This is a genomic window from uncultured Methanobrevibacter sp., from assembly GCF_902770715.1.
GTDB lineage: Archaea > Methanobacteriota > Methanobacteria > Methanobacteriales > Methanobacteriaceae > Methanocatella.
In genome coordinates, this window is sequence record NZ_CACXTS010000015.1 from 1 (window position 1) to 23,427 (window position 23,427).

At 34.6% G+C, this 23,427-nt stretch carries 8 protein-coding genes; 1 reads left to right on the top strand and 7 read right to left on the bottom strand.

Annotated features, from left to right (window positions below):
• The 3 genes from QZU81_RS05825 to QZU81_RS05835 all read right to left on the bottom strand — a co-directional run.
• On the bottom strand, positions 1-5,149 hold a 5,149-nt coding region (locus tag QZU81_RS05825), incomplete at its 3' end, for a right-handed parallel beta-helix repeat-containing protein (RefSeq protein WP_295590254.1).
• A gap of 200 nt (positions 5,150-5,349) precedes the next feature.
• On the bottom strand, positions 5,350-13,371 hold the full coding sequence (locus tag QZU81_RS05830) for an Ig-like domain repeat protein (protein WP_295590257.1): 8,022 nt from the start codon (positions 13,369-13,371) through the stop codon (positions 5,350-5,352).
• A 176-nt stretch (positions 13,372-13,547) separates the two neighbouring features.
• Positions 13,548-17,366 carry a C1 family peptidase gene (locus QZU81_RS05835; protein WP_295590260.1) on the bottom strand — a complete coding sequence of 1,273 codons (3,819 nt, stop codon included), beginning with the start codon at positions 17,364-17,366 and terminating at the stop codon, positions 13,548-13,550.
• A gap of 82 nt (positions 17,367-17,448) precedes the next feature.
• Here QZU81_RS05835 and QZU81_RS05840 point away from each other — a divergent pair, with 82 nt between their 5' ends.
• Positions 17,449-17,871, top strand: a complete 423-nt coding sequence (locus QZU81_RS05840; protein ID WP_295590262.1) for a DUF123 domain-containing protein — start codon at positions 17,449-17,451, stop codon at positions 17,869-17,871.
• On the opposite strand, the gene QZU81_RS05845 is transcribed toward QZU81_RS05840, so the two are convergent.
• From QZU81_RS05845 to QZU81_RS05860, 4 genes are read right to left on the bottom strand one after another with little or no spacing between them, the layout of a single operon-like run.
• Complete coding sequence (locus QZU81_RS05845; RefSeq protein ID WP_295590264.1) at positions 17,861-18,352, bottom strand: hypothetical protein; 492 nt, start codon at positions 18,350-18,352, stop codon at positions 17,861-17,863. The genes QZU81_RS05840 and QZU81_RS05845 overlap by 11 nt on opposite strands.
• Positions 18,353-18,361: 9 nt before the next feature.
• Positions 18,362-19,942: a helicase HerA-like domain-containing protein gene (locus QZU81_RS05850; RefSeq protein ID WP_295590266.1), complete on the bottom strand. Its 1,581-nt coding sequence runs from the start codon at positions 19,940-19,942 to the stop codon at positions 18,362-18,364.
• Between the two features lie 6 nt (positions 19,943-19,948).
• Positions 19,949-22,540, bottom strand: a complete 2,592-nt coding sequence (locus QZU81_RS05855) for a DEAD/DEAH box helicase (protein ID WP_295590271.1) — start codon at positions 22,538-22,540, stop codon at positions 19,949-19,951.
• A 50-nt stretch (positions 22,541-22,590) separates the two neighbouring features.
• On the bottom strand, positions 22,591-23,409 hold the full coding sequence (locus QZU81_RS05860) for a DUF368 domain-containing protein (RefSeq protein WP_292850991.1): 819 nt from the start codon (positions 23,407-23,409) through the stop codon (positions 22,591-22,593).
• Positions 23,410-23,427 lie beyond the last annotated feature (18 nt).

The following is a 23,427-nucleotide window of genomic DNA, read 5'->3' on the forward strand; positions in this document are numbered from 1 at the left end:
CAGCACGGTCAACACCAGCAGTAGTATTAACAATAATGTTGTTAGCCTCTACAGTACCGGTTGTGCTGTATATGTCTAAGCTGTAGTAGTATCTTGCACCGTCTTCAGTAGTGGTGTCCATATGAGTAATGTTGTTGCCTTTGACTAAAAGGTCATTAGCACTGTGAATCATTACTGCATCAATAGTAGGGTAACTACCGACTGCACCGTTAGTGTTAACATTTACAATGTTATTGGTGAATTCAACATCTTCTCCGCCTTGTATACCGACAGCTAAAACTAAATCTTGGTCGATTCCACTTGCACTGAAGGCAACAGGGACAGCAGGTAAGACTGCGCTGATAGTGTTGTTGTCTATTTTAGCTGCATTACTGTTGCGTACTTCTAATCCGCGATAGTGGTTGGATCCTGGGTTTGCACCTGTGAAGATGATTTCAGAGTTGATTAAAGCGAAGTTTTCAGCGCCGTTAGCGAAGATTGCTTTTGCTTCCACTTCACTAGGAGCATTATAAGTCACAGATACATTGTCTAATGTGACATCAGAACCGCTTACGTAAAGAGCAGCACCGCCGTTATTGGTGAAGTTAGCATCATTTTCGTTTAAGGTAAATCCGTTTACAGTCACATCATCTCCAGTGATGTATAAAGCAATGTTGTTTAAAACAGCATTATCGCTTGTAAGGGTGATTTCATCAGAAATGATTATAGTGTTAACTAAATCAGAGAATTCACCTTGGAAGATTAACTCATCAAACTCAATAGTGTCTAATAATATACCATTTTCATCGAAGAACCTGAAGAAAGTATCATTAGTTACAATATTGGTTAACTCTCTAGGAGGAAGGTTTTCTTTAAGAGTTACATTTGTACAATTACCTGGATTGATTGAATCATCACCAGATAATTCATGAGCATATAAGGTGTTTCCTTCAGCATTTAAGAAAGTTGCATTGATTACAGATATTGTGTATTTACCTTCTGTGTAAACTGTGTTGTTCTGAATATCAAAGGAACGGTCCCCATACATCCATTGAGCGTAACTTATACCGTACATATAAGCGCCATCTTCATAATCACCTACATTATAAGTATAAACTGTGTTATTGTAGATTTTTGCATCACCGTTTTGGATTTCGATACCAGAAACTAATGCCCAACTACCAGTAGATGAAGCATAACCTGTGACATTAATGAAGTTATCTTCAATTAAAAGTTTTGAATCTCCACCGAACATACTTGCTACATAAATACCCAAGTTAGGACCATTAGACACACTTGTAATGTTGTTTCCTTTAATGATTACTTCAGATTCGACACCTTGGAACGCATATGCAGTACCATGTTGATCCTGACCACCTTTAGTAGACATTATGAAATTGTTATATGAGAATGTCACGTTGGTATTGTGGCCAAAGTCTATTCCATACATATAATTGTCCATTCCAGCAGGAGTCATTTCATCAATCATGTATATTTCATTGTGGTCGATTAAAGAATCACTACAACCAATGATATAAATAGATTGAATTGTAGGGAAATCAGCTGAATAGTCATTAGTTGTTGAATTAATAAAGTTATTGGTAAATACAAGGTTGTTGCAGTCTTTGAGTCTTACAGGATTTACATTATTTGAACCCATCAAATAATAATCCTCATCATAGTTATTTACATATACACATGGCAATTTTGTAGTAATGATATTGCCATCAACTAAAGCATTGCCAGCATCAACCATTTGAAGAGCAACTGAAAGCAGTGAATCATCAGTTACATGGCTTTCAAAGAATATTGAGTTGTTTAAAATTTTAGCATCATTACATTTAATATCAATAGCAACACCCATTTCCGCACCAGTGGTGAATGAAATATCCGAATTAGTCAATTCAAAACCGTCAGAATTATCATCAGCAGCAATCAATCCACCAGCAATTCCTTCATCAACAACAAAATCATCTGCAATGAAAGTTAATTGGTCTAATTTTACATCAGGTGCCATAATACAAATTCCCATATCATTTAATACAGCATTGTCACCAGTAATAGTGATAGGCCTTGTAATGAGTATATAGTTATCGGAAATAAGATCAGAGAATTCACCACTGAATATTAGTTCATCGAATTCGACAGTATCTAACAAGAAACCATCAGCATCAAAGAAGTCAAAGAAGTTTTCTTGGGTTACAATATTGGTAGGTTCTACAGCATTTTCTTCAGCTGTGAAAGTAGTTGAATTAGTTAATCCTCTGTAGGTAACTTCAATAGTGTTTTCACCAAGAACAATATCACTAGCAGGAATAGTTTGAGTAACAGCGCCATCAGTTAAAGTAGGAGTAGCAATAACAACACCGTTAAGTTTAATAGTTACTTCACCAGCACCTGCAATAGTGACTGTGACAGAATTTTCTTCACCCAACCAAATTGTAGAGTTTTGAACGCTTAAAATAATATCAACAGGCAAGTTATCATGAACCTGATTGCCTGAACCTGTACCTAAATTTACAGCTCCATCACCTTTTTTACCATTACTAATTAAATAATTATCAGTGACAGTGTTGTCTTTAGTTTTTCCTAAAGAAATTGCATAATCTGAAGTAGTATTAATTGTATTTCCAGTAATTACATTAGTACCGCCTGCAGTTATGCCTACATTACCTGTAATATTGTTATCAGTTACTTCTGTTCTTGCACCAGGAGCATTAATACCGCAGCCAATGAAAGTATTTCCTTTAATGACACCATCATTACCGAAAGATTGTATTCCTGCACCTGTGTAAATTACAGTGTTGTTTTCAAATCTGTTGAAACCGTTACCCTGACTAGCGAATAAGTAACAAATTCCTAAAGCTGTATCAGGACCTTGGATATAACAATTGGTAAAGTTGTTGTGGTCATTGACTGTAATTTGTCCTTTTGCAATAGCTTGAAGCAATTGTGGCAAGAACCATCCTTCAGGCATGGTTTCAAGGTTATATAAGTTAAGATATATCAAGTTTCCAACATTTCCTCTACCTATAATTGATGAGTTATCAACACTAACATAACTTGCATTGGTCAATACAAAGTTAGAGTGACCGCCATTATCTTCAGTTAAGAAGTAAGAGTTTGTAACTTTGATATGTGATGATCCGCCTCTGAATGCAACAACACCGACACCAGAACCAATTTCCTTACCTCTTGCAATAGAGGTCATGTTATTAATAGTTAAATTATGTGCACCAAAGAACCATAATTGAGTATTAAAGAATGAAAGATCACTAATGTTACTTCCAGAACCATTGAAACTAACAGTGAAACGGTTTGAGGATGAAGCGTCCAAATCAATGTAGACATCTTTAGTAGTGGAAATAATGTTTACAGGTTTGTTAATTTCCATTGCATATGAATTGCTGGATGTACTTATGAATTGGCCTTGGAAGTCTAAAGTAGCTCCCTCAGGAATTTCATCACGCAATACTCCATTATTAAAGAAATCTGAAAATGTTTCAGCAGTTACAACACCGTAGAATGGTTCAACTTCTTCTTTAGCACCATGGTTGTTTTCAATAATGGTATTACCTGAAGCATCATTAATATAAACAGTGTCATCACCCTCACCAGTAGATGAGACTAAATAGTTATCGGTAATTGTTGTATCCTCTGCTTTTAACAAATAGATTGTATATTGACCTTCAGTTTCGATTGTATTACCTCGAATATCATAATTGTGGTCGTCGTTTAATGCTTGAGCATAGCTTATACCGTAAATATTCATACCATCTTCATAGCTACCTGTAACGGATTTGGTTACAATGTTATTGTTGTATACGCGGGCAACATTGTCCTGCAATTCAATACCTGATACCAATCCCCAACTGTGGTCAGTAGGAAGGCCAGTTATATCAATATTATTGTTTTGAACAGTGATTTCAGTATCACCATAATAGTTTTGTGAATATATTCCTAATGCAGGTCCACCGCAATTTGAATAAATATTATTTCCGTCAATTACCACACCTTCATACGGTCCGGTTAATTGAACAGGATAGGAAGTTCCTGCATTTTCACTACCACCAGTGGTTTCAACGCTGATGTTATTTCCTTTTACTAAAACAGTATTAGAGTAATACATATCCAAAACGTTTAAGTAATTTGCTTCACCTTCAGGAGTGATAAAATCACTTTCTTCAAATGTATTTCCTATTATATTAACATTATCACAGGATTCCATCATTACACAGTCAAGAGTTGGGAAATCACCATAACGGTCAACTACATTAGCAATGAATGTATTGTCAATAATGTCCAAACCATCAACTGATTTAAGTCCAGTGTTTAATACCAAATCTGTTTGAAGACCAGGTTCCCCCTTATTATAATCCACAGGTAAGATAGGCAGATTTGCTATAAGAGTATTTCCTTCTATCAAAACGCCATTAGATTCAGCAATTCTCATTGCATATTCATAATATTCCTCAACACTTGAACCAGTGAATTCAATATTTGAATTTAAAAGCTGGAAATTATTTGCATTTTCAACATAAATACCATAAGCATCACCATCAGGAGTTGGAGCATAATTAACAGTCAATCCATCAAGAATATTGTCATCACCAGTTACATAAACAATTGCTCCCGGACTCATTCCATTATCTACATCTTCCAGATATTTTGAAGATGTGAGGGTTAGTCCACTAAGTTGCACATCACCCTGTAAGATGATTCCAATGTCCTGAAATTCAGCTTCACTAGCATCTATAACACAACCTCCATCAATGAACATGAATGAAGGAAACTCATCAGCACTAAATACTCCTTCAAGTTTATAATTTCCAGTACAAACGGTACCGCTATCAAATCCACGTTCACGGAAATCATTAGGAGTAAGAATCTCATAATCATCACTTAGCACATCATTATCACTTGATGCACCAAGTTTTACATTTGAATTATCATTTACATTATCATCGAAAGCATTATCGCTTGATGAAACATCCGTAGCGATATCACCATCGACTTCTATTTCTTCAACAGAAGAAGCTATTTCATAACTTCCTCCATCATCAGCAACCGTTAAATTATCAACAGTTGCATCATCAGCCGCATTTACGGCTCCAAAAGTCAAAATGGCTAGCAAAATTAAACTAACCAATAAAAGTTTATTTAATCTCAAAATTAAAATCTCCTTTATAATTTATCAATTATTATAATATTCAGTAAACTTGAATATTACTAATATATATATGAAAATAATTATTTAAAATTTTTCAATTTATTAAAAAGAAATGAATAATGAGCATTTTAGAAAGAAATATTAATAAAAAAATAAAAAAAAGTTAGGACATGAAAGTCCTATTAAAACAATTTATGTTTTTATGCGCTGTTTACTGTTACAGTATTTGATATTGTTTTGCCATTATATTCAGCGGTAACAGTATAAGTGCCTGCCTTTAAATTAATAGGCAAGCTTGCAATACCATTTCCATTAGTTTTGATGTCATATGTTTTGCCGACGATAGTGATTTTTACAATTTCGTTGGCAAGAGCAACAGGCTGGTTTTTACTATCAATCAATTGAACATCATAGCTGCTGCCGTCTTTATAGACCATATTTACATCATTTGCTGAAATGGACATGCCGGAATCTTTAACTGTAATAGTGTTAGTAACTTCAACTGCATTAAACTTGTTGTTTCCTTCGAATTTTGTTGAAATATCATATGTGCCTTGTTTTAAGTTGATTGCTAATGATGCAACACCATTAGCGTCGGTTTCAACAGTATATGCTCTGCCAAGGATAATGAATTTAATAGCAGTGTTAGCAATAGCTTTGCCTTTATTATCTTTTAAAGTTGCTTTAAATGATGATCCATCCTTATAAAACATGACAAGATTATTTGTAGCTAAAGTAGGATTTGCCTTATTGACAGTAATTTTAGCACTGACAAAGCTGGATTCATATCTGGCATGATTGAAAGTGGCATTAACATTATAAGTGCCCGGAGCCAAAGTAATAGGCAATCTGGCAACACCATTAGCATCAGTAGTGAAAGTATAAACCTTACCTACAATGCCAATACCAACGGCCACATTGCTAATGGCCTTACCAGTACCATCCTTCAAAGTAACAGACCAGGAAGAACCATCATTATATGTCATTACAAGATTAGTTGCAGTTAAACTAGAAATTGCCTTATTAACAGTAATTTTAGCACTGACAAAACTAGATACATAATTACTATTAGCGAAAGAAGCATTTACATCATAAACTCCAGGAGCCAAAGTAACAGGCAACTTGGCAACACCATTGGAATTGGTAGTGAAAGTATAAACCTTACCAAGAATGCCAATGCCAACATTTGCATTGCTAATGGCCTTACCGGTACCATCCTTCAAAGTAACAGACCAGGAAGAACCATCATTATACTTCATTACGAGATTTTTAGCAGTTAATTTGGAAGTTGCCTTGTTAACAGTTATTTTAGCAGTTACCATATTGGATTTATATACATCATTTTCAAATGTTGCATTTACATTGTAGGTGCCTGGCTTTAAGTTGATAGGCAGACTAGCCACACCATTTCCATCAGCATTAATTGTATAAACCTTGCCTACAATACCAATTCGAATGCCAACATTGCCTATAGCATTGCCGCCAGCATCAGTTAATGTAACAGTCCAAGCTGAACCATCATTATACTTCATAACCAAATTAGAACCAGTTACGATAGCTGGATTCTTAATTACTTTAACAGTAGCAGAAACAGTTTTCGGATTATATTTAGTATCTCCTGAATAGATTATATCAATATTCTTAGTACCATATGATAAATCTGGAATAGTTACTGATACTCTAGATTTAGCAGCGTAAGTCTCATTGAAGTTATCTCCACAAACTACAGTTATATCTCCTGCCATATCCGGAGCCAAAATGATGTCAAAGGTTGCATTTTCCCCTACATATATATCGTCAATAGGATTAACTGTAATTTCACTATCCCTTTTGACTACAATGATATTCTGAGCGGAAGGGGTTGCTGAATTATATTTTCCATCTCCAGAATAAGAGATTTGAGGAGTTTTAGTACCTTCAGACAGACTTGCAATAGTGACAGTTGTTTCACCATTAACAACCTCACCTATTCCTGTTTTACCATCCACAATCACTGTGACTGTTCCGCTTGCATCAGAGTTCAATACAATATTGAAATCAACGCTATCTCCAACATAAACTGACGTATTATAGTTAACAGTGACTGTTGGGGTATTTTTATTTACTTTGAAAGTCTTTGTGACACTAACAGATTGATATTTGTTGTCTCCAGGATAGCTTATAGTGGCAGTTTTAGTTCCGCTTGTCAATCCTGCAATTTTAATTGTGACTGCACCATTTGAAATGGTACCTGATTTGGAAATGCCATCAACAGTTACAGTTACTTTTCCTGTTGCATCTGAAGGCAAACCAGTAACTTTGAAAACAGCATTTGCACCAACTTTGATATTTGAAACTGAAACTGACATGGTTGGTGTAATCTTATTTACACTAAATTGGATATTCTGTGAATCCGCCATGTAATTGTTATCATTGGAATAGCTTATTTCAGCGTTATAAGTTCCTTCAGCCAACATTGTGATGATTATGCTTGCAGCACCATTATTCACCTGAGTAGAATTAGATGCATCGCCCACCACTACAGTAACAATACCATTAGCATCGGAAGGCAATCCTGAAATTATGAAATTAGCGGAATCTCCAACATTAATGTTGCCTATTGGGGTAACAGTGAATGTTGTTTCTGTCTTAGCAACTGATATGGTACTGGTTTTTGTATCTGAACTATATTTGCTGTTTCCAGAATAGGTTACAGTATATGAATAATCCCCTTTTGTTAAGCCAGAAATGCTTATAGTCGCACGCCCTTTGCTTACGGTTGCAGAACCTGATTTGGTTCCGACAGTAACTGAAACTGTACCTGTTGCATCACTAGGCAATACCACATTGAATACTGCATTTTCACCATAGTTAATGTTATTAGCAGTCACATTCATGTTTGGATCCAATTTAGCTACTGTAAATTTAGGAGATTTAGTAAGTGAGGAATATCTCATGTCCCCAGAGTAGGTTACCTTTGCAGTATAAGTGCCTGCAGGAAGATTGGAAATTACTTTAACTATGTTTCCATTGATTACATCTTCTGTGTAAGTTTGACCATTTACGACAATAGTTACAGTACCTGTAGCATTTTCATTCAATGAAATGGTAATTGTTTCATCATTTCCTATATCAATGTTTTGAGTAGAAACTGTTAAGCCGGATGCCTTTAGGTTAGACTCCATCAATGCATAAACTTTGTTTGATGTAGTAACATAGATTATTCCATTATTATCCATTATTGGAGTTCCGACAATATCTCCGCCTAATTTAGCCTTCCATAATACGTTTCCATCACAATCAAATGCATATAGATAATTATGAGATGCAAAGTACAGATTATTGTCATTTCCGATTAGAATTCCTGAAGTGACTTCCAGATTGCAAAACTTTAACTCATTTCCATCAAAAATATCATAAAGATATAACTCGCCATTAGCATTGACTGAATATATTCCAATTTCAGAATCTAAGAACAATTGCTCTCCAACACCGCCTGTGACTTTTTTACTCCAAACTGAAGAACCTGAATTATCTCTTGCAACAATATTCGCTCCAAGGAATGAATAAATAATACCATACTCATCAGCAACGGCATATCCATTAGAAATTACACCACCAATAGAAGCAGTAATCTCATTTAAATAAACATCAACGATTTTTAGACCATTGTCACATGGAACAGCAACAATACCATCGCCCATAATTGTTGGAGCAGCAACAGGATTGCCTCCTAATGAAATTACAGTAGGATTACCACCATTTTCCCAAATTTTGTAAGGAATAATGACTAAATTAGGATTGTTTCCATCTCCCTGACCCGCAATATAAACATTACCCTTGGAGTCAATTACCGGAGAATAATAGCTTGATCCTTGATATAAGTTGGCATGACCATATCTTGCACCTGTTGACTGGTTGATTAAATACAAAGTATCGTTAACTTTTGGTGCGATAATTATGTCACGGCTGATTGCAATTCCTGAGAAATAATCTCCAGCGGCTGTGGATTCATAAGTCCATCTGAGATTTCCATTGCCATCAAATGAATATATTGCATTTGCAGTGGTTACATATATATTACCTTCACTATCAATAGCCAAGTTTCCAGTAATTTCCTCAACAGAAGCAGACCATTTAATTTCACCGTTTACATTACTGTCATAAGTGGATTTACCTGTACGTCCTATATCTCCACCTTCATTCGCCCATTGTGGTTGATTCCAATCTAGAACATTGAATTTAGTAGTTTTTGTTTTAGTATTATAATTATTTCCAGTATATGTAGCCTTAACAGTATAAGATCCTACATCCAAATCTTCATAAGTCAATGTAACTACACCTGATGTAGGAACATTTTTGGTTTCTGTCCTAATTCCAGATATTTTTAAAGTTCCTCCACATCTTGCAGGCAATACAATCTGCACAACAGCATCTTTGCCCAGCATGATATTATTAGAGCTGATTGTGAAATCAATATTCGCTTTAGCTACATTAAATGTTTTGCTAGTTGATGCATTTTTATAATCATTGCATCCGCTATAGCTAACATCGACATATTTATTGTTTCCGGCATCAATTCCGGAAAGTCTGACAACAGCTACTTTGTTTACAATACTTGAAGTATTTGATTTTCCATCGATTGTTACTGTCACGTTTCCAGTAGCACCATTATTTAAAGTAACAGTAACGACAGCATCCTCACCATAGGTTATGTCCGGAACATCAACAGTTAGTGTCGGTGTCAACTTGCCCACTTCAAATACATATTCATCTTCACTTGGCAAGTATTTAGAATCTCCGCTGTAAACAGCTCTGATTACATGATCCCCTCTAGTGACAGCATTAATTGTATAGCTTTCGCCTACATTAATTGTTTGCGGATTACCGTTGTCGTAATATACATCAACAGTTCCTGTTGCTCCACTTGTAACGGCAATATTAACAGTAACGTCTTCACCTAATTCAAGAGCACCAAGTGAAATTTCTGTTGTGGATTCAAATTTATTAACAGTGAGACTGCCTGTTTCAATAGTGGATGCGTATTTTTCATTTCCGGTATAATTTGCAATCACATCATAAGTGCCTGCAGCAAGATTTGTAATTGAAAATGATGCCTTTGAGTTTGAAATGGTTGCTGTTTTGGTAACGCTTCCCACTTTAAGCACGACTTTACCTGTTGCATCTGATGGAACATAAACAACAACTTTTGCGGTTTGACCTACGCTAATATTATTAGCTACAATTGATAAAGCAGGGGTTGATTTCTTGAATGTGAAATTGATAGTGGAATCAATACCATTGAATGACCCAGTAAGAGAAGAAGGACCCATATTAGTTAAAGTGAAATAGGTTTGTCCAATTCCATTTTCCACGATTATTTTTTGATTGGAACAGGTTCCATTGACGGCAGTTAATGCTAAATCAAAACTTGGTAACTTTAAACCGTCATAATAAGTTACATTACCTTCATTATCGATTTGATTGAAGGAGAATTGAACCAAAGCCATTTGATTAAGTTCAATTTCATTACTTAAAGCTGATGCATTTAATATTAACCAGGTTTTTACAGGATCCCATCCATTTGGCAATTGATTTGATACACCATATACTTTTAAAGCAGGTTTAGTTAAATTATCCGGAGTATTTCCCCACCAGTTATTATGAGCCTGTAATTTTTTAAGGTAGGTTTCACCACCATTAATTACTATTCCATTAGTATTTTCATAAGAGTTGTTAATTAAAATAGAATCTCTGATTACTAAAGTACCTGATGAAATGTAAATGACTGATGAATATTTGCCCATATCCTTATTATTGATAAATTTAGAGGATTCGATCAATACTGAACAGCTATCTTCAATCAATATTGCTGATCCCTTATTGCTTGAAGTGGATATGCTGTTTCCAATGAATGTACAGTCAGTGATTGTTGCCTTATTCTTTTTAACGTCAATACAACCTGCACTAACGACATTATTGATAAAAGTTAGATTTTCCACTTCTAATTTGGTTGTTGAAGATTTATACATCACTAAACCTTTAGATAATGAATAGGTTGCTGTGTTATTAATAAACACTGATGATTTAAGGTATAGTGAATCTGATTTGATTACTGAACCATCTTTATTCTTAATGAATTGTAAATTTTGACCTTGAAGAATACCGCTGGCCTCAATATGTGTTTTATATTCATTTGATTCGAAAATACAATCTTCAATTATTAAAAATCCTGAATTGCTTTGTGTAATTAGTCTATTTTTAGTACTTGACCCATATTTACAATTTTTAAAGATGAGATTTTCAAATTTGACATCACCATCTGTAATAGTAAATCCTTGGCCGGTAACTGTTATTGTTGCACCATTCTCACCGGTTATTGTCAAATTGTAATTAATTGTCAAATTATCTTCGTTAAATGTTCCACCCATAATCACAATATTTTCAGTAGTCCTTGCAAGTTCAATTGCTCTTGCCAATGTCTTAACTGGGACATTTCTGGTTGACCCATTATTCGCATCGTTACCTGATGGTGATACATAAATAAATTTTTTTGCAACACCTGCAAAAACTTCGTTACTTTTACTGTCTGATATAGATGGCATTACATAAACATTGGCACTATTGCCTTTTCCCAAGAATAGTGTGAATGTTCTGCTTGAAACTGTAGTATTATAAACACCATTTATATAAACATCATAGTCTGATTTATCTAAAATATCCGCATCAAAAGAAGTTGGATTTTTTAAACTGGCATCAAGATGGAAAGTTACATATCCATTAACCGGATCGTCAACTGTAAGTTTAAGTTTCTCATATACCAAGGAATTATTATAATAGTAATTGTCCCTTATTTCTGCAACTGAACCTGTAGCTACTCTAACATCCAATACGTCACCGATACGGGTGTGGTTAATGAACCTGTTTCCTACAATCCTTACATCAGGAGAACCGTATGTAAGACCACCATTAATAGCACAGATAGCAGTACCTATAGAAGCACTGTTTTTAATGAATACACTATTATATACTTCAAGACCACCTTCATCCATTAAGGATATTGCTCCTCCACGGCCAGTACCTGAAGTAGACAATTCATCTAATCCCCAACAAGTGTTTTCATTGTTTTCAAATAGACATTCCTCAATGTGTATGTATGGGGCATGTAGGTATTTACAGGCACCAATAGCTCCACCACCATTATTAGTAGTACAGTTATTACCTATAAACCTAGTGTTGTAAATCTGTAGATAACTATAGGTATACAATGCACCACCATTCCAACCTGCAACATTATCTATAAAGTCGGAATCATATATAGTAGTATTGGCACCACCATGAGTATGTATAGCACCTGCCCACCAGAAAGCACTATTTTTATAGAAAGTACTATTGTTGACTACAAGTATACCACAGTTATTAATACAACCAGGTTCGGTTCTAGCATAATTACCTTCAAAGTAACAATCAGTTACTTCCATAGATGCTAGAGTACATGTACCAGTAGGATCATCCTTAGGATTATAAACACTCAAACAACCAAAATCAGTAGTACAATTGATAAAAGTACAGTTAGTCATGACAACATTACCTTTCTTAATATGAAGTATACTTGAATGACCTAAATTAGTTGAAATGTTGGTAAAGTAACAGTTTATAAATGCATTATAATCCACATTACCTCCCATCTGCAGGAACACACCATCAGGCTGATAGCGGGTTCCAATCCATTTAAAGGTTACATTTTCCATAGTGATTCCTACACCAGAATCATCATCTGTTTTAATAGCAGTATAAGTGATATTTCCAGCATTAGGTGAAGTATCCCCAATATATGCACCAGAATTCCCTATAATTTTCACATTATTCTTAACTATAATCTGATAATTTGAATCTGAAACAGAATCAGGATAATAGTTAGTATTTTCCTTTAATTTCAAAACATAATCCTTATCTGTAAGAGAACAGTAATACTGAAGATCATTCCAATCATTTACCGTTATCTCTTCAGAAGTTGTTTGAAACTCAGAATCATCCAAACTGGAATCCAATTCTTCACTATCTGAAGATTCAATCTCTTGTACAACACTTATATCTTCGCTTACGGCAGCTGTTTCAACTTCAAGTGCATCAGAAGCCATTGTTTGATTGGCATCATCCACATCATTAGCTGAAACAGAACCTAATGAAAGCAGAACAAGACATATTGTTATACTTATCATAATAAATTTATTCAATTTCATTTAATCAACCTAAACATATATTATATTAAGCATATTTTTATCCACACACATATATAAAGATTTCAAATGAACTTGAAAATAAATTAAAAAAAGATAAGTTAAAAATATATTAAATTAATAAATTAATATTAAAAAAATAAAAAAAAAGATAAGCTTTAAAAGCTTAAAACTTAATTTTATCTGTTTACTATGATGCTGTTAACAATTGTCTTATCAACATATTGTGCAGCAATTGTATAGTTGCCCGGCCTTAAATTAATAGGCAATTTAGCAACACCATTTGAATCAGTCTTAATATTATAAGAAACGCTTCCAATGTTAAATTTAACAGTTACACCCGGCACAGCAAGAGAATTGCCACCATCATCGATCAATTGAACATCATAAGAAGTTCCATCCTTATAGGTCATATTAACATCATCTGCCTTAATGGATGCCTTTACGTTTACAGAGATTGTGTTGCTTACCCTTACATAATCATAACATGAATCTCCAAAAGCAGCGGTGATTATATATTCCCCTACACGTAAATTTATCGGCAATTTTGCAATTCCATCAGAGTTTGTTTTGATATTATAAGTTACGGAACATATTGTAAACTTAACGACTTCATTAACAATTGGCCTGCCGTTATTATCAACCAAACTTACTTCATAAGCACTGCCATCCTTATAATACATCACAAGATTACTGGAAGTGAGCACTGGAGTTACTTTTAAAACGGTAATAGTATTAGTAATATTATCACCATTGTACATAGCATTACCATTGAATTTAGCAGATATTGTATAATTGCCTGTTCTTAAATTAATAGGCAAGTTGGCAACACCATCACTACCGGTGATACGATTATATGTAGATTTACCGATAGTAACTGCAACTGCAGCATTTGCAATTGGATTATTATTTGCATCAGTTAACCTGACAAGATATGCAGTACCATCCTTATAATCCATAACAATATTATCGGCGGATAAGGTAACTGAAGCTTTGTTTACTGTTACGGTAGCATTGATGAATGATGATTCATACCTATCATTGCCTTCAAAAGTAGCATTTAACTGGTAAACACCAGGTTTGAAGTTTATAGGTAATGTAACCAAACCTTCATCGTTTGTTTTGAGACTATAAACTTTTCCCGGCATGCCGATTTTCACTGTAGTTCCACTAGCAAGCATATTTCCCATATTATCAATCAACTTAACAATCCAAGCGCTTCCATCCTTATAGCTCATAACAATATTATCAGCCAGTAGGATGGTTCGAATAGATGAAATTTGAATTTCAGAAGTGTCAACAGATGATTTATAACCTACAGCATTAAATGTAGCGGATATGGAGTTAAGCCCATTTGCAAAACTGTGGGCTATTTTAGCTATTCCATTGGTTACTTTAACAACAAATTCGCTTCCATTTAAATTAAATGTGACATTTCCATTATTCAACAGATTCCCATACTGATCAATTACAGTAGCAGTAATATTAACCGGATTAAAACCGTCATAATCAATTACCAAGTTAGTGATTGTGTCAATTTCATTTAATATTGTGAACGCTTTAATGCAAGCCACCTGAGATGAATATGTATGGCCTGTATAAGATCCAGAATGATTAAATAAATCAACCCAATTTTCACCATCCAAACTTATGAAAGAAATTCCAGGTTTGTAACTCAATTTATTAAGTGACACATGTTCTGAAATAGGGAACGATACAACATCCGGACGACTTACTTTAAATACAACTTCAAAATCAATACTTGAATTCAAATATATTAACTCATCTAAACCGAATGTATAATATCCAGGATTGGAAATACCTTCCATTACTTCTTTCAATGAACCATTTACATAAACGGATGCTGTCCAATTGGTTTCCTTTTCAAAGTAGGTTGATATTCCCGCTAAAAATTCATTATCCTCAGCATAGAATATATTTTTATACCAAAGAGTACTTTCTCCATTATAATAGAAATCAGTCTCACCAGCAATATCATACTGATAATTTCTGTCATATCTCATGGTATCATTCAGAATATAGGTATATGCAATATTATCTTTGCCCGGTTGAGCTAATTTTTCATCATAGTATGATACATAGAAGTATCCGTTGTCTTTCCAATTAGGACCCCAACTGTTTCTTACTATCCATGCACCGTCACCCTTATCCTGAGACAACCCATAGAAGTGATCTCTGGAGTAGTTATCATCCCATCCTACAATGGTTACAGCATGGTTTGATGAACTGGTACTCCAGCAGTAATATCCTTCCCATCTGAAGAAGTTGCTATCATATAACATTGAAGTTCCAACGGCACCATATTTCATAATAGCTTTTTTGATTGCATCATTATCAAGATAGTTATCCCTTTTTAAGAATAGAACATTTTGAACATGCATTACACTATTCAATATTGGTGATAATGTTCCATGATCATCGAAAACATCGTCAGAATCACTGACAGGACCTAACCAACTTGTAAGATAACCTATATGCATACGGTCATAACCGCCTTCATTGGTTTCCATATCCCATCCGTAATCTGAAAACTGAGCCATGAGATTCTTCATGTTCTCTTCAGACAAATCCAAAGATTCTCCACCAGCCTTTAAAATAGCGGACTCTAAAACTGCAATTGATGCAAATGCCCAACAGTTACCGGAAGATTGCTGGTCTTTTGGGATTGTAAGCAAATTAAAATCACGTAAACTGTAGTATGAAGGCAAATCTGTAACTTCAGAGACATTGTTTTTGTACATAGTGTAATTTCCATTACCTATTGTTAAATTTATAGAGGATATTGAATATTCATCATTTCGGAAAAATGCACTATTTCCATTGAACCTATTATACTGCCTAATGGAAGACATGCCTTTGAATGTGTTGCAGATAGAATAAACTGCCCCTGCAGTCATATTAGCATTATTGTTTGTAAAGACATTATTTCTCAAAAAGAAATTAGTGGAATTATCAATGAATAATGCGCCACCGTTGTTTGCTGAATTGTTAATGAAATTACCATAATAAGATGTGAAATTACCATACATATGATAAATCGCTCCACCATCCCATTTGGCAACAGAATCATTTACAACTATATGATTTAGACTAACATCAGTTAATAAAGAAGAGATTGCACCTCCAAATGTAGCGGATGAATTGACTATTTCCACATCATTCACTTTTAAAGTGGAACCTCTAATATAGATTGCGCCACCTGCATCAGCCAATGAATAGGAATTATAAAATTTAGACCGTGTAATATTAATTTTAACCCCATATTCACCAGCAATTGAACCGCCAAAGTTATATGCAAAGTTATTAATGAACATGGTATCGATTATGTCCAGACTACCGCCATCCATGTAGATTGCACCACCATATTCAGCATAATTATCTATAAATGTACAATTCTTAATATTTACTGCAGGAGTATATCCGCTATAATACGGACAGTATATCGCCCCGCCAAAATTATTTCCGTAGCTATCCTTATTACTGCCGGAACCATGAGCAAATATGGTATTTGTAGCATTTAAAGTTGCATAATTCATTATAGTAGCATCACTGATGGTCAAATTTGTTAAAGTCATTGCATTCCAAGCCCTAAATGCAACACCATCAAATTTTATGATTGTTTGATTGGCATTACAGCCTATGAAATTGACCTGCTCTATTGATTTGACTTTATCCAAATTATATTCCCCATTAGCCAAATAAACATTAGCGTTGGCCTTAATCCTATCGGCAGTCAAATATTTGTAGGGATTGTCTTTTGAACCATCACCCGAATCATCTGCTGCGGATGCATTGAAATAATAATCCTTACTGGTATCTTTGATTATTTCAGCATCTTCATTAATTTCAAGTGGATTTGAACTTCCATCATCAATCATTACTCCAGTAGCGTTTTCATGAGCAAAACTTGAAGGAATAATAATCAATAATACCAATATTATCGAAAGGAAGCACAATCCTTTATTAATCTTAAACAAAATAATATCCTCCAAAAATGTTTAATCAATAGTATATATAAAATTCATATTATAAATAATCAAGTTAGTATAAAGAGATAAAATGAAAGGATGTTACTGTTTAATAATTAGCATGAATGATAAAAAGACAATCAAAATTGGCAAAAAACTTGGAAAAACCACCTTTAAAGAAGGTTATTACGTCTATGTGGGATCTGCCATGAATTCTTTAAGTGCACGAATTAATAGACATTTAAGTAATGAAAAGAAGCTCCATTGGCATGTCGACTATCTTTTGAAAAATGCTAAGATTACTGATGTGATTTACAATGAATCAAATTTAAAAATAGAATGTGAATTATCACAATATCTGGCAACAAAAACCATTGGGATTAAGGACTTCGGATGTTCAGATTGTGAATGTGAAAGTCACCTGTATTATTTTAAAAATAGAAAAGAGGCTATTGAGAATGTTGAGAATGCATATGACTCAATAGCTATGGATTACAAGTTTTTTAGAATATAAAACCTTTCTTTTTCTTGTGTTTGTATGAAATCTCAAAAGAGTCGAGAGCCAATCTCTTTAAAACTTCCCTATCCTCTTCACATATGCCCACAGTTTCTTCCCACTCCTTTTCTAAGCCGGAAATTTCATCCAGAATTTCAATACCTTTAGAAGTTAAGAAACAGTCATAAGCCAAGCCATTGTCAGGATTTAAATCGATTTCAATCAAACCGTTCTTTTCAAGTTTCTTATATTTATTGAGATATAGTCCCAAATGCATGTTAAACAAATCATCCTTTTCAGCCTTTTCATATTCTCTGATTCTAACTTTTTTGTGATGTGGTTTTTCATGCTTTTTGACTCTTTTTAAAAGCTTTATCTGGCTTTCATGCAGGAATATGCTTAAGTTTTCACGAACATAAGTCATTTTAGACTCTTCGATGATTCCTATCAAAGAGGATGCATCCATATTGGAAATTGCTTTTTCGTGAGGATGTGCCATTTTATCGCCTCATTTCATTTGTCCGAATATTCCTCTCATGATTCCTTTGGTAACTTCACGGGCGGCAGTGTTCATTGCTTGAGAAGCGGCCCTTTCAACCATCTTTTGAGGTTCTGATTTTTTAGCTCTTTTTCCGCTGCCTTTTGTCTGACTTGCAATGACAGTACCCAAAATATCCACCAGGACAGAACCTTGCTGTTGTTGAGGTGCTTCTTGAGGAGCTTCCTGTTTTTGGGTTTTGACTTCCTCAATGATTTCCTTATCAGCTGCAGGAACTTCACTTTCAATATTCGGATTTGAATCAATTTTATTTAATAATAATTCATAAGCAGACTCTGGATCAACAGCATCCCAATATTTGGATTTGAATTGGGAAATATCAATTATTTGCTTACGCAATTCATCATCAATGGCTCCAATGTGACTTTGAGGAGGCACTATCTTAACTTGCTCTACAACATTTGGTGCTCCTTTTTCATCTAAAGTGGATACTAAAGCTTCACCGGTTCCTAAATTGGAAATTACTTCAGCAGTTCCGAAATTAGGGTTTGGCCTGAATGTTTCGGCTGCTACCTTAACTGCCTTTTGGTCTTTTGGAGTGTAAGCGCGCAATGCATGCTGTACACGATTTCCAAGCTGTGCCAAAATATCATCCGGAATGTCTGCAGGAGATTGTGATATGAAATATAATCCAACGCCTTTTGATCTGATAAGCCTTACAATCTGTTCGATTTTTTTACCGAATTCAGGTGAAATCTCATCAAACAGTAAATGAGCTTCATCAAAGAAGAATACGAATTTAGGTTTTTCCATGTCTCCAACTTCAGGCAAATTCTGATATAGGCTGGACATCATCCAAAGCAGGAATGTAGAATAAATTTCCGGTGACAGGGATAATTTTTGAGCATCCAAAACATTAATAACCCCTCTGCCGTTATCGTCAACTTGCATGAAATCATTTAAATCCAAAGCAGGTTCACCGAAGAATAGGTTTCCGCCTTGGTCTTCAAATGCGATTAAACTTCTTAAAATGGTATTGGCTGATTTAGGAGAAATTGCACCATACTGACCTTCATATTGATCCTTATTTTCAACGACATGATTAATCATAGCTTTTAAATCTTTTAAATCAATGATTAAAAGGGATTCATCATCTGCCACTCTAAATACAATATTTAAAACACCTTCTTGCGCTTCAGATAGGTTCAATATTTTTGAAAGCAACATAGGCCCCATTTCAGAGAGTGTTACTCTTATAGGAATACCCTTTTCACCGAACAAATCCCAAAATTCAACAGGATATTCATGGAAATTAAATCCTTTTTCCTCAAGAGAGAAGTCTTCAACATTTTTTGCAATGAAATCGTTTGTTGCACCGACTTTTACAAGCCCTGAAACATCTCCTTTCATATCCGCTAAAAATACTGGAACTCCTAAATCTGAAAAGGATTCCGCTAAGACTTTTAAAGTCACTGTCTTACCAGTACCTGTTGCTCCAGCGATTACACCATGCCTATTAGCCATTTTCGGTAATAAAAATACATTTTCATTTTCATTACATCCAACTAAGATTTTATCTTCTGCATACATTGCATTTCACCCATTTTCTATTTTCTTAATTAAATAGTTAGTCTTTTTAACTATATTATTTTTATTAAATGATTTTGATATTCTTTTGATTGCATCCAAGTTCTTAACAAGATTGTCCAGCCATGAGAAAATATCTCCCGGATAGACTTGAATCTGATATTTTCTGAATAGCTTATTTGAAATGTCCTGCGGATCCTTGCCTTTAAGCCTCTCATTAAGGATAACTTCCGAAATTCCCCTTTGCATACAACTGCAGAATGGCCTATCCTGACAATTGCACTGCATAAAATCAGTTTGAAGTGCAATCAAAGCATCCTGGAATTTCTTGTCAACTTTTTCAATAGCTTCACCCGAGGATATGATATCCAAAGTGGATTCTGCAAATAATCTTGTTGAAAACTTAATCTTTAAAGCGTTTGAAATCTGATTGTGGACAACGCTTGACAGGTATGCGTTTTCAAACATTTCCAAATCCAAAGCCATAGCCAAAATCAATACTTTAAGCTTATCATACTTTTCCTTCTTCCTATACATTGGGGAGTGACCGACATATCTTATCAGATATTCCTTATCGTTTAAAGTATTTTTGATGAACTCTGCCTCTTCAATTGATAAGAATGAAACTGATGTTGCCCTTCCATAATTTGTAACTTCCAGCCTATTGTTTGCTGAAATACTTATCAAACCTAAATCTTCCATTTCATCAGCAGCTATTTTTAGCGAAACAGGAACATCAATATCCTTATAGAAGTTATTTAACGCATCAACCGATTTTATTGAAGTGGATGAAATATCTGCCAAAATCTGCTCATAAGCAGACTCTTCATCATATTCAATATAGACATCTTCATGATTGCTTTCCAAAAGGTCCAATGCTTTTGCCTCTTCGGATTCGCCTGCAAAATCATTGCCAACTTCCGGCAGGAGATAAACAATACCTCTGTCGTGATAGGATGGCCTTCCAGCACGGCCTAACATCTGTGAAAACTCATTTGGATTAATCCACTTGTTTCCCATTACAAGTGAGTCGAATATTACCTGTGATGCCGGAAAATCAACACCAGCAGCAAGAGCAGCTGTTGTTACAACACAGGAAATTTTTCCCCTGTCAAAGTCCTTTTCGATTTTTTCCTTCTTATAATATGATAAACCTGCATGGTAAGCCTGAGCATTAACCCTCTTATTGTTTAAATAATTGGCAATCTGGTGAGTTTTACGCCTTGAATTTGTAAATATGATAGTTTGGCCTCTAAAGCCTTTCTTGGATTTGGTATGAAACTCCTTTTGAACAAGATTTCTCATCAAATGACGTTTTTGAGACTCGTTTCTCACATAAACCAAATGTCGCTCAAGCGGAACCGGTCGCTCTGAATATTGAACCAGTTTCATATTGAATTCTGATGCCAAAAATTCAGGATTCTTGACAGTAGCGGAAAGACCGATTATTTGGGTTTTTGGATATAAATTCTTTAGACGTTTAATCAAACCATTTAAACGGGTACCACGGTCTTCATCATCAATCATGTGAATTTCATCAATCAAAACGACACCCAAACCTGATAAAGATTTGGAATTTCCATTCCTTAAAAGATAATCTATTCCCTCATAAGTTGCAACAACAATATCTGCTTTAGATACATCAGAATCAGGAAGTTTTAACTCACCTTTCGCTTTTACACGATTTCTTCCAACCTTAATCGCTACTTTTAAACCTAATTTTCGATATTTCTTCTTAAAATCGCGATATTTCTGATTTGCAAGAGCAACCAATGGAGTCAGAAAGATGAATTTTTTGCCTTTCAGTGCCTCTGTGATTCCTGCAAGCTCTCCAACTAAAGTCTTACCCGAACCTGTTGCACTTACAACAAGCAAATCCTCACCTTTTAAAAGCCCTTCCTTAATGGCCAGATACTGAACCGGCAATAATTTGGTGTTGCCTGAGTCCAAAAGAACCTGTTTAAAGTCTTTAGGAATTTTAAGGCGTTTCATATCTACCGGAGGAATGATGTGTTTTGATTTTTTGGTTTTATCAAATAACGTCAGATTCCTGTTTTTTATAGGGTCAAAATGAGGATCAAGGACAGACAAAGTTTTTTCCAAACTTCCGGTCTTTTCCAAAGTGCCTTTTAAGTTTCTGAATATCTTTTTATCAAATCCCTGAAGTTTAATTTCCTGTTTGATTGTATCATAAGCACAATCTTTACAAATCAACTGATTATTATGTTTGTAAGAATAAGATGAATTGACTATTGTAATATTTCCCTCATAAGCACAAAAGTCGCAAACTTGAGTCTTTCTTACTTTAATATTGAGGGATTTTAAAAATTTCTCTACCTTTTCATCGGGTGTTGCTAAAAAAACAGCCTGTGAACGTAAAAGTTTAATAACCTCACCCGGAGGCATGAGCTTTTCATTTAATGTGGAGTTGTCATTGAAATTATAATCCGCTACAAATCTGGAGATGGATAATGAATCCCCGTCATGTGAAAATTTAATGTTTCCAACAAATTCAGGTTCCCTTTTATGATTTAATGCACCTTTCGGCGAACCTATAGGATATAATCTCCACTGTTTTTTAACCTTTTTTAAAACTAGCATTGCTTTTATTTATATTTTTAATTGTTAATAAATTTTAAAAAAGAATTTGATTAATCAATATAATCAAATCTTGTTTCTAAAATAATGATTATTGCAAAACCGATTATGGCAACAATAAGACATGGGAACAGACCTGCGAAGCTCAATCCTGCTGAATTGATAATTTCAACGCTAGGAACTTTCAAAGAACCTAACATTACACCAATGAGGAATGCCATGGTGACCTTTTCATGGTTTTTAAGCAGGTAATTGAGTATTTTTGAAAATCCAAGTATTCCAATTACTGCACCAACTACAAAAACAATAATATCAACAATATGAAGCTGGTGAAGTGCATTCAACATGTATTTGTACTGGCCTAAAAGCAAAAGCAAAAATGAACCTGAAATTCCAGGCAGAATCATCGCACAGATAGCTATCATTCCTGAAATGAATATCACGATTAAAGAATGATTTGCGGCTATCGGGTTTAAGCTCACAAATATGAATGTTAAAACTGCACCCAATAATGCGAACAATATGTTTTTTATGTTGATTTCATTGAGTTTTTTAAACAATATCACTGCTGAAGCTATAATCAATCCCAAGAAGAATGCATATGTCAGAGCAGTATGCGCCTCCATACAATATGTAACCACTTTTGCAAGTGTCAGGAAAGCAACACCTATACCTAATATCAATGGTATGAAGAATTTAAAGTCAATTTCTTCAAATAACTCTGTCAAAAATCCATTAAAGTCCCCTTTGAAGAGAGGTTTTAAAAATGCAAAACGGATTTTACTAATTGATTCAACCAAATGCCCATAAATTCCAGTAATCAATGCTATTGTTCCACCTGAAACACCCGGAACAATATCTGCTGAACCCATCAAAACTCCGCGAATAAA